16 protein-coding genes and 1 pseudogene are annotated in these 14,259 nt (G+C 65.3%); 6 read left to right on the top strand and 11 right to left on the bottom strand.

Annotated features, from left to right (window positions below):
• The coding region (locus C481_RS04665) for a glutamine synthetase family protein (RefSeq protein WP_006107894.1) at window positions 1–656 on the top strand (656 nt) is incomplete at its 5' end.
• 158 nt (window positions 657–814) lie between these two features.
• Here C481_RS04665 and C481_RS04660 read toward each other — a convergent pair.
• Together C481_RS04660 and C481_RS04655 are read right to left on the bottom strand one after the other, a co-directional pair.
• Complete coding sequence (locus tag C481_RS04660) at window positions 815–2,161, bottom strand: YihY/virulence factor BrkB family protein (RefSeq protein ID WP_006107893.1); 1,347 nt, start codon at window positions 2,159–2,161, stop codon at window positions 815–817.
• Between the two features lie 49 nt (window positions 2,162–2,210).
• Window positions 2,211–3,326: a tRNA (guanine(26)-N(2))-dimethyltransferase gene (locus tag C481_RS04655; protein WP_006107891.1), complete on the bottom strand. Its 1,116-nt coding sequence runs from the start codon at window positions 3,324–3,326 to the stop codon at window positions 2,211–2,213.
• Between the two features lie 107 nt (window positions 3,327–3,433).
• Here C481_RS04655 and C481_RS04650 point away from each other — a divergent pair, with 107 nt between their 5' ends.
• Window positions 3,434–3,790 carry a hypothetical protein gene (locus C481_RS04650; protein WP_006107890.1) on the top strand — a complete coding sequence of 119 codons (357 nt, stop codon included), beginning with the start codon at window positions 3,434–3,436 and terminating at the stop codon, window positions 3,788–3,790.
• A gap of 85 nt (window positions 3,791–3,875) precedes the next feature.
• Here the strand turns inward: C481_RS04650 and C481_RS04645 are convergent, their stop codons facing one another.
• Entirely contained in the window at window positions 3,876–4,445 is a 570-nt protein-coding gene (locus C481_RS04645) for a hypothetical protein (protein ID WP_006107888.1), read from the bottom strand.
• Between the two features lie 119 nt (window positions 4,446–4,564).
• On the opposite strand from C481_RS04645, the gene C481_RS04640 reads away from it, so the two are divergent.
• The gene (locus tag C481_RS04640; protein ID WP_006107887.1) at window positions 4,565–6,637 is read left to right on the top strand and encodes an alpha/beta hydrolase family protein; all 2,073 of its coding nucleotides are present in this window, start codon (window positions 4,565–4,567) and stop codon (window positions 6,635–6,637) included.
• A 77-nt stretch (window positions 6,638–6,714) separates the two neighbouring features.
• On the opposite strand, the gene hisH is transcribed toward C481_RS04640, so the two are convergent.
• Window positions 6,715–7,401, bottom strand: a complete 687-nt coding sequence (gene hisH, locus C481_RS04635) for an imidazole glycerol phosphate synthase subunit HisH (RefSeq protein ID WP_006107885.1) — start codon at window positions 7,399–7,401, stop codon at window positions 6,715–6,717.
• A gap of 140 nt (window positions 7,402–7,541) precedes the next feature.
• On the opposite strand from hisH, the gene C481_RS04630 reads away from it, so the two are divergent.
• A complete protein-coding gene (locus tag C481_RS04630) occupies window positions 7,542–7,919 on the top strand; it encodes a nuclear transport factor 2 family protein (RefSeq protein ID WP_006107884.1) in 378 nt (125 codons plus the stop codon).
• A gap of 5 nt (window positions 7,920–7,924) precedes the next feature.
• Here the strand turns inward: C481_RS04630 and C481_RS04625 are convergent, their stop codons facing one another.
• Window positions 7,925–8,521, bottom strand: a complete 597-nt coding sequence (locus tag C481_RS04625; protein WP_006107883.1) for a uracil-DNA glycosylase — start codon at window positions 8,519–8,521, stop codon at window positions 7,925–7,927.
• A 393-nt stretch (window positions 8,522–8,914) separates the two neighbouring features.
• On the opposite strand from C481_RS04625, the gene C481_RS04620 reads away from it, so the two are divergent.
• Window positions 8,915–9,484, top strand: a complete 570-nt coding sequence (locus C481_RS04620; protein WP_006107882.1) for a DUF192 domain-containing protein — start codon at window positions 8,915–8,917, stop codon at window positions 9,482–9,484.
• 42 nt (window positions 9,485–9,526) lie between these two features.
• Here the strand turns inward: C481_RS04620 and C481_RS04615 are convergent, their stop codons facing one another.
• Window positions 9,527–10,123: an endonuclease dU gene (locus tag C481_RS04615; RefSeq protein WP_006107880.1), complete on the bottom strand. Its 597-nt coding sequence runs from the start codon at window positions 10,121–10,123 to the stop codon at window positions 9,527–9,529.
• 27 nt (window positions 10,124–10,150) lie between these two features.
• Entirely contained in the window at window positions 10,151–10,330 is a 180-nt protein-coding gene (locus C481_RS04610) for a DUF5786 family protein (protein ID WP_006107878.1), read from the bottom strand.
• A 179-nt stretch (window positions 10,331–10,509) separates the two neighbouring features.
• Here C481_RS04610 and C481_RS04605 point away from each other — a divergent pair, with 179 nt between their 5' ends.
• Window positions 10,510–11,121 carry an MBL fold metallo-hydrolase gene (locus tag C481_RS04605; RefSeq protein ID WP_006107877.1) on the top strand — a complete coding sequence of 204 codons (612 nt, stop codon included), beginning with the start codon at window positions 10,510–10,512 and terminating at the stop codon, window positions 11,119–11,121.
• Between the two features lie 92 nt (window positions 11,122–11,213).
• Here C481_RS04605 and C481_RS04600 read toward each other — a convergent pair.
• The 4 genes and pseudogenes from C481_RS04600 to C481_RS04585 all read right to left on the bottom strand — a co-directional run.
• Window positions 11,214–11,432, bottom strand: a pseudogene (locus C481_RS04600) (hypothetical protein); the annotation flags it as partial.
• Window positions 11,433–11,479: 47 nt separating this feature from the next.
• Window positions 11,480–11,629, bottom strand: a complete 150-nt coding sequence (locus C481_RS04595) for a 50S ribosomal protein L40e (RefSeq protein ID WP_006107874.1) — start codon at window positions 11,627–11,629, stop codon at window positions 11,480–11,482.
• Between the two features lie 73 nt (window positions 11,630–11,702).
• Window positions 11,703–12,233, bottom strand: coding sequence for a DUF367 family protein (locus C481_RS04590; protein WP_006107873.1), 531 nt, complete (start codon window positions 12,231–12,233; stop codon window positions 11,703–11,705).
• A 129-nt stretch (window positions 12,234–12,362) separates the two neighbouring features.
• Window positions 12,363–14,231: a Rieske (2Fe-2S) protein gene (locus C481_RS04585; RefSeq protein WP_006107872.1), complete on the bottom strand. Its 1,869-nt coding sequence runs from the start codon at window positions 14,229–14,231 to the stop codon at window positions 12,363–12,365.
• Window positions 14,232–14,259 lie beyond the last annotated feature (28 nt).

Raw genomic sequence — 14,259 nt, 5'->3', positions numbered from 1 at the left:
TGACGTTCATGTCCAAGCCGATCCCGAAGATCAACGGCTCGGGGATGCACACCCACCTCTCGCTCTTTACGGAGGGCGGCGAGAACGCGTTCCACGACGGCGACGACGAGTTCGACCTGAGCGACGAGGCTCGCGCCTTCACCGCCGGCATCCTCGAGCACGCGCCGGCGATCACGGCAGTCGCGAATCCGACGGTCAACAGCTACAAGCGGCTGGTACCGGGCTACGAAGCGCCGGTCTACGTCGCCTGGTCCGACCGCAACCGTTCATCGTTGATCCGCAAGCCGGCCGCGCGCGTTCCCGCCGCCTCGCGCGTCGAACTGCGCTCGCCGGACCCGTCGTGTAATCCGTACCTCGCCATCGCAACGATGATTCACGCGGGTCTCAACGGGATCGAGCAGGACCTCGAGTGTCCCGATCCGGTTCGCGAGAACATCTACGAGTTCGACGAGGAAACGCGCGAGGAGTACGGTATCACGACGCTGCCGTCGAACCTCGGCGAGGCCGTCGACGCCTTGGAAGCGGACGAGGCCATCGTCGACGCCCTCGGCGAACACGTCAGTTCGAAGTTCGTCGACGCAAAGCGCCAGGAGTTCGAAGAGTACCTGGTCGACGTCTCCCAGTGGGAACTCGATCGGTATCTCGAGACGTTCTGAGGACGTACCTGGAGAGAGTCGGAGTAGAAGTGGGAGTGAGAATGGGAATGGGAGTGGATTTGGCGTCTTCGTATTGGGTATCGTACCCGAACACGTGGTCTGTTCTTTTCTCGCCGTCGGGTTCGTTCCGACAGCCGTTGTAAATCGCCGTTTCCCGCTTAGGACCGCCACTGACCGATCCGATTTCGCAACCGGCCCGGCAAGCCGAGCAGCGAGACGCCCGCTCCGATCAGGACCATGAGGATATAGACGCCAAGCGTCGACGTCCAGACGACGAACATCGCGAGAATCGCCCACCCACCGTCGAGAAATCGAAACGCGGCGATCGCCAGGAGCGTTCCGTAGAGCAAGACGAGATACGGCCCCCAGCCGTGGGCGTGGCTGTGTCGAACACGGCCGCGAACGTACCGCTTGAGTTCACCTTCGAGAGAGTCGCGCTCGACGGTTCGGCGCTCGACGTTCGACTCAAAGGTATCGACGCGGTCGCGCAGGCGCTCGATCTCCTCGCGGAGCGCTTCGGGGTCGTCCGAGCGATCTCGCGTTCGAGCGCTCGCACGCCTCTGGCCGGCGCGACTGAACTCGTCAGTCGGTCCGTCCGGTCCGTCGCTCGCGGTCGTTTCGGTCGGGTCCGAGCGGTCCGCCGGCGTCCCCTCGTCGGCCCCCGTGGCGTCGTCGGTCATCGCTTCTGGTCGAATCTGTCGAGCGCCGGGACTTTGTAGCTGCCGATCCACTTCACGGTCGGCGAGGACCGCGTTGCAGACCGCCCCGAAGACGAGGATAATCGCCCCGGCGTACAGCCAGATGAGGACGAGAAAGACGGCACCGAGCGCGCCGTACAGTGCGTATCCACCGGCGAAATCGACGTACAGCGAGAAGGCGTGACTCAGCACGTACCAGCCGACCGCGGCGAGAAGCGTCCCCGGCGCCGCCTCGCGAACGTCGACGCCTGCGTCGGGAAACACGACGTACAGCGGGAGGAACGCGACGAACAGTCCGAGCACGATAAACAGCGGCCCGATGACGCGGATCAGTGGGACGAACTCGACCAGCACTTCGAGCGTGCCGACCAGCGTGAGCCCGACCGCGATCACGAGCAGGACGACCGCCGCGTCCCAGAACGTATCCAGAAACGACTTCGACGCCACCGTTCCGTACACCGCCGAGAACGCCCGATCGAGTCCGCGGAACACGCGACTCGAGCCCCAGAGCACGCCAAGCGCCCCGACGACGGTCGCGCTCTGGCGACCCGTTTCGTCGACGAGCGTTTCGGCGAGCAACTCCTGGGCCGCCGGCGTGAGAACGTCGTTCGCCGCGGCCGTGATTCGGTTCGCGAGCGTTTCGCCGCCCAGCGTCGCGGCGATCCCGAGTGCGAGCAACATCAACGGGACGAGGGAGATAAACGCGTAGAAGGCGACGCCGGCCGACAGCAGCGTCAACTGTTGGGTCCGTGCGAGGCTGACAATCCGTTTTGCTGTCTCGAGTTCAGCTTCCCTGCGGTCGAGCACACGCGTCTAGACGCGGGGCGCGACCAAATACGGGTGGGGCGTCGGGGCGTCACTCGAGGGTCGCCGCCGTCGCCTCGCGGATCTCCCCGACGCTCGCATCCGTCTTGAACGTCGTGCCGCCGTAGTGAGCCCGGGAGGCCGCATAGCCCGCTTCGCGCAGATCGGTTAGGAACTCGTCCATCGCGTTCGCGGGCAGGCCCCAGTTGCGACAGAGTTTGTGCTGGTCGTAGTGGGTCGGCTCGTCGAGTTCGGTTTCGAGCGTCGTGCACAAGTCCCGCGCCTTCTCCGCCGTGCCGAACGCGTCGGGAATTTCGTCGCGAACCGCGGCGACGAACGCGGCGTCGCGGATCGAGCCGAGCCAGACGGGTCCCGCGGTGAGCGTGCGATTGCCGCCGCAGTGGGGGCACTCCTCGATCGGATCGGCGTGCAGTCCGAACTCGTGCTCGCGGTAGAGGCAGTCCTCGCAGTGGGAGATGTGGCCGAGGGTGTCGACCGCGGCGTCGGCGGCGGTGGCCTTGTGCTCGAGTTCGAGGTAGGTGCGGACGTAGTGGCTGGTCGCGTGGGTGAGGATGGGTTCGACGCCGACGTCGAAGCGGGCGGCGCTGCGAGCGAGCGCGGAGAGGAGGATGCGGACGCCCATCTCGGCGTGGTAGTCGGTGTTTCGCGGTACTGCGGAGTACGAGCGAACGCCGCTGTTGAAGTGTGCGCCACACAGCGGGGCGGTGTCGGTCGCGGTGACACAGACCAGGTCGCGACAGTTCGCGAACGCGGCGTCGGCGAAGGGCATCGGCGTCCCGTAGGGGTCGAGGTCGATCACGTCGAAGACCTGCTCGTGCATGAGGGCGTTGCTGTTGCGGTGTTCGACGGTCGCCTCGCAGTCGTTGCGCTCGAGGTTCGCGCGAGCGAGTTCGACCGCGTCTTCGTTGACGTCACAGCAGGTCACGTCCCAACCGTCTGCGGCGGCTCGAACGCCCCGGATTCCGCTGGCGGTCATCGCGTCGAGATAGGTCTCGGCGCGGTCCTCCCGCTTGCGGTAGGCTCGCAGCGTCGCGATCGTCAGATCCCGATTCAGTTCCTGGCGCGGGTTGTAGAACACCGACTCCTCGATACCGTCCGTCTGCTCGCCGGGGACCTCGAGTTCGAGTTCACCCTCGGTGACGCGCATGGTGGTTCTCGTCGGTAGCGGACGAAAAGCGACGTGGTCTGGCCTGCCGGCGTCGGTGGCGCGCGGACAACCAAACCGACTTTACAGTCGGGGACACAGTCACGGTTGTGCCGGATGCGACGCCCGTCGAGCGCTGGCAGGCCCGACTCGAGGAAACCAGCGAGTTGACGCCCGAACTCGTCGATCGAATTTCGCGTCTCCACGGCGATCGCGGCGTCCAGGCGATCGAGGCCGTCGGCGAGAACCGGGTCAAGACCTACCGCGACTTTACGATCGTCGTCGGCTACGACGACGAGTACATTGTCGAGGACGGCGGCTGTACCTGCAAGGATAGCGAGTTCAATCTCGATGCCGACGACCCGACCGACCTCTGCTGGCACGTTCTCGCGGTTGCGATCGCTCGCCGGGTGGGTTACGTCGACTATCACGATATGTGGTATTCGGACGTTCGTGAACTCCTGTGACCGTGAGCGGGACCGTAACGATGACTGTGACCGGATAGGAGCGCGTGAGAGCGGGCTGGTGAGGTGAATTTTCCGCGGCGCAGCGTCAGTGGAGAGTGAAAAAGAGCTGGACGTACAGCACCGAGAAGATCACTAGCACACCGCTGACGATGACCGTTGTCGCCACTTCGACCGGAAACGAATCGGTGTCAACCATTTCCGCAGGAGGCTCCCGAGTGAGTCGAACGGCCCCAAACACCAGCGTCGCAACGGCGACGACAAGGGCCACGAGCCCGGACACCATCGCCGGTCGAACTGTCGAAAGCAACGGCCCGATCCAGCCGAGCGCCAGCAGGCAGAACCCGACGTTCATCCACCGCCACCAGCCGATCTCTCTCCCCGCGAGCCGTACCGATTCGCGCCACCCGGCGACGAGCAACGAACTCGTCCCGAGGAGGACCAGTGCAGCTCCGGCGACTGACAGCGGCGCGAGTGGCGCGCCCTCGGGATGGATCGGTCTGTCGGCCCCCGCATCGCCGCCGGTTCCGGTTCCGAGTTCAGGCAGCGGCATGAAGCCCCGCTCGACCGCAAGCAGATCGCCGATGATGGTGACACCGAAGACGGCGAACAGGACGAGTCCGAGCACGAGGCTGACTTGGCGCTGGAGCCGATTCATGGTATCGTCCCGTATGCACGTGAGAGGCAAAAACGAGCAGCCATCGTGAGCACGCATCGTCGCCCGTCGCGGGCGCACTCGCAGAACAATTATCACCGTTGTCAGATAATCGCGGATCCATGGACGGATTTGGGCCCGCCGTGGACGGGTACATCGACGTTGCCGACCAACTCCCACGATACATCACACAGCGGGCAGCCGCACATTTCGAAGCCGAGCGCACCGAGAAGCGGTCGATCGATTCTCGCGCTGCGTTCGAGGAACGGCGCAACCGGCTGCGAACGCTGTTTCGCTCGCGTCTCGGCGGCCTTCCCGACCGCGTCGCCGAGCCGACAGTCCGGACGGCTGAACTCGTCCGACGGGACGGCTACCGCATCGAGTCGGTCGTGTTCGAGAGCCGACCGAATTTCCACGTCACGGCGAACTGCTACGTTCCGACCGGCGACGGGCCGCACCCGGCGGTGCTCTTTCTCTGTGGCCACCACGACGCTGCGAAGGCGACGCCGGAGAATCAGCGTGCGTGTCACGAACTGGCTCGAAACGGCTTCGTCGTCCTCATCGTCGATCCGATCGCGCAGGGTGAACGACACCAGTACCGGGACCTCGAGACGGGCGAGCGACTCGTCGGAGGCGGCGTCTTCGCCCACTGCCACGCCGGGCAGAAGTGCTTCTACGCCGGCACGACCCTCGCGCGATATATGATCCACGACGCCCGGTGCGGTCTCGACTATCTCGCGGACCGCCCGGCCGTCGATCCGGATCGGATCGGCGTCGTCGGCTCCTCCGGCGGCGGCGTTCAGACGGCGTTCCTCTCGTTGCTCGACGAGCGGGTCGCCGCGGCCGCGCCATGTTGTGCGATTACCGAACGACGCGAGTGGCTGCGGACGGGCAAACGGATCGACGCCGAACAGGCCGTTCCCGGCGCGATACCGGCCGGCCTCAATTTCGACGACTTCACCACCGCGATCGCGCCGCGTCCCGTCTGTATCGGCGCGGCGGTCTCGGACGGCCACTTTCCCATCGAGGGCGTCCGCGAAACGGTCGACAGAACGCGGCGCGTATACGAGCGCTACGACGCGGCGGACAACGTCTCCCTGGTCACCGCCGAGACGACCCACTGTTCGGTATCTGAACTCGGGACGGGGATCTTCGAGTGGTTCTGCGATCACCTCGGCGATGCAGCCTACGAACCGCACGGCCGCGGGCCGGTCGTCGACGCGTCCGTCCTGCAGTGCACGCCCGACGGCAGCGTCCGCGAGGCGTACGCCGACGAGCGAACGATAGACGATTTGCTCCGAGCGGACATCGACCGGACCGATTCGGGAGTGGGGGAGCGCCCGGCGGTCGACAGCGGCGATGTGACTGCCGACAACAACAACGGCAGCGGCAGCGACGACGGCACCGACGGCAACAACGACGACGCCCGTGACACCGACCGGATTCGGCGGACGGTCGTCGACAGACTCGATCTCGACCGCGAGCGGTGCGACCCGTCCCCGCGGTTCATCTCGCGGACCGCCGAGGACGAGTTCACCGTCGAGCACGTCTGGTTTAAAACCGAGCGAGACCCGGATATCGTCGTTACGGGTGTGCTCGTCTCGAACGCGGACTCCGCCGCCGAGTCGACCGCCGACGCGCCGGCCGTCGTCTGCTACGAGCGCGGAACCGAAGCGCTCCCCGATCGCACGGCGGACGTCCGGTCGCTCGCCGCCGAGTACGGAACGGTCCTGATCTTCGATCCGCGGGGCGTCGGGGCGGTCAAAACCCGATCGATCCCGATCCCCTCGTGGGTCGAGGACTACGACGGCGTGTACGGGACCGAGTTCAAGCTCGCCTACGACGCGTTGCTGTTGGGAACGTCGCTACTCGGCATGCGCGTCTTCGACGTGCTCCGGGCCGGCGAGTTCCTCCGCGCGGAAACCGGGGCGGATCGCGCGTCCTTCGTCGGCGAAGGAATCGGCGCGTACCACGCGCTGTACGCGGCGATAGCCGCCGACGGCGCCGACGGAGACGGTGTCGGCCGGGTCGTGACGCGCGGTCTCGGGCCGAGTTTCGCCGAGATGACCACCAGCCGGCTGCCGCCGTTTCACCCACGGCTCACCGCGGTCGGTATGCTCGGAACGTGCGATACGCCGCAGGTGGTGGCGGCGCTCGAGCGGGGCGGCGTTCGAGTTCGGCAGGAGTCGCGGTGAGACCTCGATCGATCGCTTCGAGTCGCTCCCGTTCCAGGATCCGTTCCGAACGAAAACAGCCGCTCTGTCGGATGCGCCTACGAGTCGGTATCGGTGCCGGTGTCGGCGTCCGCGCAAATCTCCACGAAATTCCGTAGGATCCGTAATCCCGTCTCGCCGCTCTTCTCGGGGTGGAACTGCGTCCCGAAGACGGTGCCCGCCTCGTTGGCAACGATCGACGGGAACTCACGCTCGTAGTCGGTGCTCGCGAGCGCGCTGAACTCGTCGTCCGGAACCGCGTAGTAGGAGTGGACGAAATAGGCGTACTCCCCGTCGACACCCTCGACGAGCGGGTGGTCGCGTTCGACGGCGAGTTCGTTCCAGCCCATGTGCGGGACTTTCTGTCCATCGTCGAATCGGACGTTGGTTCCGGGGATGAGGTCGAGTCCTTCGACGGCGGCCTCGCCGTCGGTTGCGCCCTCCTCGCTCGCGGTCAGGAGCATCTGCATGCCGAGGCAGATGCCGAACAGCGGCTGACCGCGCTCGGCGACCGCAAGGAGGTCCTCGCGGATCGGGGCGGCGTTCTCGACGCCCTCGCGGAACGCGCCGACGCCGGGCAACACGACGCCGTCGGCGTCTTCGAACGCGTCCGGATCGTCGGTAATCTCGACGTCGGCACCCGCCCGTTCTAACCCGCGCGTGACGCTTCGCAGGTTCCCCAGTCCGTAGTCGACGACGACGACGGAGGCCAGGGACTGCTCGGTGTCACCAGCAAGGGTGCTCATACCCGAACTCGGCGCGGCGCGTTGAAGTGTATTGCCATTCGCGCAATGTTCGACTCTCGGCTCGCAGTTTACGACTCGCAACTCTCCCGCAACTCGAGGAGAAACACAGCCATTAGGCTTCCCGACAACTATGCTCCCGTATGGCCGATACCGACACTGATGCCGCCGACGCCGACCCGGAAGCCGTCGTCCGCGACTACTACGACGCCGTCGACGCCGAACGCTACGACGAACTCGTCTCACTCTTCACCGACGACGTTCGGTACGAACGGCCCGGCCAAGTCGCGATCACCGGTCGCGAGGAACTCCGCGAGTTCTATCTGACCGGCCGCCCCCTCGAGGACGGCAGCCACGAAATCCACGACGTCCTCGTCGACGGGACCGCTGCAGCGGTTCGGGGCACGTTCTCCGGCGTGCAGGACGGCGAGCGCGTCGAGTTCGGCTTCGCCGACGTTCACGAACTCGAGGAGGGGCAAATCGCCCGGCGGTATACGTTTACGGATCGGGACGAAGTATAGAGCCGTTAGAAGCCGTCGAGTCGGGTCTGTCCACCGGCGCTGCCGTCGACGCCAGCGAGGTCGGCGGCGCGTTCGAGCGCCGATTCGAACGTCTCCTCCTGGCTCCGATCGTACAGCGTCGCCGCCGGATGGACGCAGATCAGCAGCCGGCGGGGCGCGCCGCCGAGACGAACCTCCTCGACGGAGCCGGCCTCTTTCGTGACGGCAACCGAGCGGTCGAGCAGGTGTTCGCTTGGAACCTTCCCGAGCGTGACGAGTACGTCGGGGTCGAGCAGGTCGATTTCTTGCTCGAGGTAGCCTCGACAGTTCTCGAGTTCATCCGTGTTGGGATCGCGGTTCTCGGGCGGGCGACAGCGAACGCAGTTTGTGATGCGAACCGAGTCGCGATCGAGGCCGACGATTCGGAGCTGGTCGTCGAGGACGGAGCCGCTGCGGCCGACGAACGGTTCGCCCTGGCTGTCCTCCTGTGCACCGGGACCCTCGCCGACGAACAGGATGTCGGCATCTTCGGGACCGGTGCCGTTGACGATTTGGCTGCGTGAGTCGACGAGTGCTGGACAGCGCGTACACTCGGTGACGCAGAAGTCCTCCATCTCTCCCATGCGTGTGGGTCAGACGGCCGCCTACTACGTCTTTCGGGTCGCAGCCGCTGCCCCGGTGGCCGGACCCTCGCCGTTTAGCTCGCGTGTCCGCTCGGCCGCTCGAATCGAGTCCCCGTTCGTCCAGGCGGGCGAGAACGGATTACACGCACCCTGTCTCGTGGTATCCGATCGGGCTCGATTACGGCGAACGAACCACGACCGTCGCACTATAATCGGCAAGAGAGAGTGCACGCTGGTACCGAACTGCTGTTCACCGATCGGTGTCGAAATTGGACTGTCCGTCCATTCTGCATACGTGTGACTTGATTGTTCGTAGAACGGGGTAACGACTATCAACGAATCCCCAGGAGAACAAGCAGAAGTCACTTATTTCGCATCATTGTCGCCACGATTATGTCCATCGACTGGTCCCGCCGACAACTCCTCGGTTTCTCCGGACTGTGCGCGCTCGCCGGCTGTCTCGATACGGGCGGATCAACGGGGTCGCCAAACGAGACGGAAACGGGCTCGCCCGACGGTGAAACCGCCGACGAGGACGGCGGTACCGACGACGAAACGATTCACGAGGACTACGAGACGACACCGGTTCGCGTCGTCACATCGGACGGAACCGAACTCGGCTCGGTGACGGCGGCGATCGCCGACACGGAAGCCAAAACCTCCCTCGGACTGAGCGATACCGACTCGCTCCCGTCCGACCGGGGGATGTTGTTCGTCTTCGACTCGGTCGACGACCACACCTTCTACATGCCGGATATGGATTTCGGCATCGACATCGTGTACGCGGACGAAGACGGCACGATCACGCGAATCCATCACGCGTCCGAACCCGGACCGGACGAAGACGGAGCCGACCAGACGTACCCCGGGCGGGGACGGTACGTGCTCGAAGTCGTCTACGAGTGGACGACCGACCACGACGTAAGCGAAGGCGATGTCCTGGAGTTCGACCTCGACGAGTGATCCGCACTCGCTGGTGGCTCGCGGTGACTCACTTCTGCGCGCTTACTCGGCCCCGACCGTATCGGCGTACGAATCGCCGGCCCGTGCCGCAAGCCGCGCGACGCGGAGCGGCTCCGGACGCCCGCCTTCCGGCGTAAACGCTCGAAGAACGGAGACGGCCTCGTCGCGATCACATCCCAGATACCGCGCGTAGACCGTCTCGTCGTTGACCGTCAGTTCGGTTCGCGACGGCAGACGCCGATAGACCGCGAGTCGCTGCCGGAGTTCGGCACCCGAAAACGCGTCGCAAAGCCCCGCTTCGAGTCCCGAACTCGACTCGAACGTGACGGCGATCACCGGACGAGCTGCGGCCTCGTGAATCCGTTCGAGGTCGAAAAAATTGTACCAGGCCGGGGCGATGGCACCGAGCAAGACGTATTGCACGTCGGGCCGAGCCACCGTCTCGAGGAGCGAGCCAACGCTATCGGTTGCATCGGTTCCGCCGACGCGACAGCGCTCGTAGGCCAGGCCGTCGACGACGCAGTCTGCCCGAACGACGGCACCTGCGAGCGTACTTCGGTCGCGGTCGCTCGTCGGATCGTGACCGTGGTCCCTGCGATACGACTCGGCGATACCCAGCGCCCGTACCCCGGGTTTCATCGGCACTGACTGAAATCGAGTTCGGCGTTAGTCGTCGTCCTCGTCTTTGATTTCCTTGAGGCGGTCAAGGAGTTCGTCGCTGGACGCGCCGTTTTCGAACTCGATTGTTCCGTCGTGGCTGTTCTCTCCGGATTTGACAGCGTCATCGTCGTCAAAATCAGCATCCACTTCCTGTTGCTCGGATTCGTCGTAGCTCCCGAATCCCATACAGTATCTACTTGGGCCTACCGGTTCAAAAGTTCCGGGGGTACACGTTTATATTCGTTTATGAAATCCCGGATAGTGAGAGAGATACCGAGAGGAACGTCGGAGAAGCCATTCCAACGGGAAGCCGACAGGCGACCGCGGACGGCACGATTTTGATGCCGGGTCTCGACTGTGGACGTATGGAGGTCCACCACGTTACGGAAGACGCAGAAACGTTCACGTGTAACGCGTTCCTCGTCGTCGGCGACCGAACGACGCTCGTCGATGCAGGCGCGTGGGACGGCGTTGTCGATGAGATTCGCACGTACACGGACGACGTCGATGCCGTCGTGATGACCCACCAGCACGGCGACCACGTCGGTGAACTCGAGGCCGTCTGCGATGCCTTCGACCCCGAGGTGTACGCCTACGGTCACCATCCCGAACGGGATCACTCGATTGATGACGGGGATACCGTTCAGATCGGCGACGACGAGTTCACCGTCGTCTACACGCCGGGTCACGCCGACGATCACGTGTCGTTCGTCTCGGAGACGGCGCTGTTTTCGGGAGATGTGGTCGTTCACGACGACGGCGCGTTCGACGACGGTAGTTTCGGGCGCACCGACATGGCGGGACAGTCACGCGACCGACTCATCGAGAGCATCGACCGACTGCTCGATCGACTGCCGGAGAGCACCGAGTACATGTACGCGGGCCACGGCGGCGTCTTTCAGGGTGACGTTCGCGATGTCGTCGAGACGGCACTCGACCGGGCGGAGAAACGCGAGCCGAAGTATCCGGACGAGTAACGCTAGCCCTGCCTACCGCCGGCCCTGCCCACCGTTCGTCGCACGCGTTTTCCGGCGGTATGAGCACCCAGCGATAGCGGGGAAATCGGTGGTCAGTCGTCGTCCGAAACCGCCGCTGGATCGGCGCGCGATTCTGGGGACTGGGCGAACCAGTCGTCGGCATTGGCAGCGACGTATTCCTTGCCACCCCAGCCGAAGGCGATGCCGATCGCGAGGGCGATGGCCAGCCCGGCGGCGAACGCGAACGCCCGGCCGAACGCGTAGAGAATCGCCACGGTGAGCCCCATCGTGTCGAGACCGATGACCGTGGAAGCGAGACGCTATCGAGTGCGAGAGAAAGCGGAGAGAGACGGTCCGATTATGCTGCGCGCGGTTCCTTGGCCTTCGGTCGAAGGTTCTTGTAGCCGCACTTGCGACAGCGGTCGGATTCCGGTGCGTTTCGTGCGTTACAGCGCATGCAGATCAGTTTCTGGAGCATCCGATCTTCGGCCGCGTCGAAACTTGGCATGTCGCTCCGTTCGCTCGTGGTGCATATAACCGCTGTGGTCCTGTCCTGGCTCCGTGATCGCTCGGAGCAGGCGTTAGCTTCTGCCCTCCTCGCCGGAAGAGGGCTCATCGTCGGCCAGGTAATCGTTCTGAACGGCGACGACGTCGCTCGAGTTCACACACTCGCTGTACCGGCGCAGCGGCTCTTCGTTGAGCGTCAGGAACGTCTCGCCCCAGCGGAAGGGTTCGAGAAGGTCTTCGGCCCGGGTCCGGTCGCCGAAGATACAGCACGCACCGGCGAGCGCCTCGACGGTCGTGAGCTGAAACGGCCGGCCGTAGTTGACCGGGTTTGCGGCGACGAGGAAGGGAAGGGCCCGGTGGACGCCGTTCATTTTGAAGGAGGCTGCTTCGGCGGACTCCCAGGAGCAGTCGAGGGCGACCAGCGTCCCGAGGCCGTCCTCGGCGTCGGCCGGCGAGAGTGCGCGGTCGGCGTGGGGGTTGAGGACGACGCCGTAGGGGACCCGCCCCATCGTGCGGTGAAGCGTCGCCTCGTCGAACTTCTCGAGGCGGCGGGCGGTGCACTTCTCCGGGTCGTCGTCGCCCTCGTAGTAGATGTGACACTCCACGTGCGTGTCAATGCAGGGGTGAACCAAAAGCGCCGCGACCGACGCCGATGTTGACGCTCACGCCGATGCTGACGCTGACACTAACACTGACGCCGACGGCGTGCACCCCACTGATCGTCCGATACCGGCTTACGCTTCGTGGATCGTCTCCCCGCGATTGAGTCGCGCGGCGATCGTAAACGTCTGTTCGGCCTCCCGACGCGTCGGGAAGTGGGCGGCCATGTAGCGGGCGGTCGCGATCAGCGGGACTCGCCGCCGCTGCTCGCGGCTGGGGTCGAACTCGTCGCCGCCGTCGCCTCCGTCACCGCCCTCGCCGCCGTCTGCCAACGCGGGGGCAGACGACGATTCGACGAGTTCAGCCTGCCGGAACGCCGCCTCGACGTTCTGGAGCGTGTGGAAGCCGGCGTCCTCGCGCAGCAGGCCGTGGCCGAGCGTCCGTTTCAGGTCGGCAGCGTCGCCGCCGCAGTCGAAGAACTCGGCGACCAGCCGTCCCGCTGTATCCACCTCGCCCTCGGCGTCGAACGTCTCGAGCAGGTCGTCGAGTACGGCATCGGGCTCGCGGCCGGTGTCGTTGTCGCCCACCGCCGGAATCGGCGCGGGCGGCGTGTTGAGAAACCGATCCAGGTAAACCGAGAGCGCGCCGTCGAAGACGCCGCGGTAGAGTTCGATCGCGTCCGTTCGGCGCGCGAATCCGTGGACTGCGTTGGCGTAACTGAAGGTGTGGTGGACGGTGTTCCAGTCGTTGAACTCGTTTGCGGTGCCGAACTGGACGACGCGCGTCGCGGCGGCGTGGGCGACCTCGGCGGCGAGATGTTCGGGCGTCGCCCCCCGTCGGATTGCATCGGCGAGCACGTCGACGATGGCCTCGGGGTCGTCGCCGAGGAGCGTTTCTTGGAGGTCGGCGGGCGGGCTCCACGAGCGGTCGTCACCCGCTGCCGCGAGTTCTTCGAGACCGCTCGTCTCGGTGACGCTGCCGCCGTAGGTGTCTTCGAGCAGGGAAATGAGATCGACGGGTTGTCGCCAGGACGATTGTTCGTCGCTGCGCGAAGCGGTGACGAGCGGTTCGACCAGGCTCGCGAGCGTCGTATCGGCGTGGTCCCAGTCCGTGTGCTCGAGGCTCTCGAAGGCCTTGTTCGCGAAGTCGAGGACGTGGCCGGTCGTGAGGTAGGGGTGGTCGGTCGCGCCGGCGACGACCAGTTCGGCGACCTCGGCGTTCGAATAGCCTGCCGCGACGGCGGTGCGGAGGCAGCGCTCGGCTCCGTCGGCGTCTCGAACCTCGATGCAGTCCCGGAACCAGGATTTCAGGCGGTCGAAGGTGACCTCTGTCGTGTCGAAGGCGGGCTGGTCGAAGCTCGGCGGTTCGCCCGCGCAGTCGTCCGCAACGTGGCGAACGCCGGTGTACAGCGCCCGCTTTCGGTCGTCGAGGTCGATGTCGCCGCTCAGGTTCGCCATACAGCCGAGAATCGTGAGTCCGGGTCCCCAGCCCGAGTCCCGATATTGGGTCCCGAACGCGAGCGTCGTCGCCACCGGTTCCTGGTAGTCGACGCCGGCGTCGACCAATCCGATCGTGGACTTTGCGGTGACGAGTCGCAAGTTCTCCTCGAGTCCCGTTTCGAGGCGGTCGGCCCAGTGCTCCGCGGGCGGCAACTCGTGCGTCGGCTTCGGATTCACGTAGACCGTCCCGTCCCGGATCTCGACGGGATAGGTCTGCACGTCGTCGGCCCAAGGATCGAACGTATCGCCGCAGGAGAGTTCGAATCGCGCGTGGTGCCAGTGGCAGGTGAGGATGCCGTCGTCGACCGTGCCCTCGACCAGCGGGAACCCCATGTGCGGACAGCGGTTGTTTACGGCTCGAATCTCGCCTTCGTGGTGGAAGATGGCCAGCGGCGTGCCGTCGATACTCGCCAGTTCGCGGCCCGCCTCCTCGAGTTCATCGAGTGCGACGACGGGACTGAACGCCTCGTCTGCTCCGTCGCCGTCTTCGTCGGTTGTTGCCATATCGAACGCATCGACGCAGACCCGTGTA

It is taken from the genome of Natrialba asiatica DSM 12278, assembly GCF_000337555.1.
Lineage (GTDB): Archaea > Halobacteriota > Halobacteria > Halobacteriales > Natrialbaceae > Natrialba > Natrialba asiatica.
Note: the sequence above shows the minus strand (reverse complement) of the source record. Positions and strands in the feature narration are given on the sequence as shown.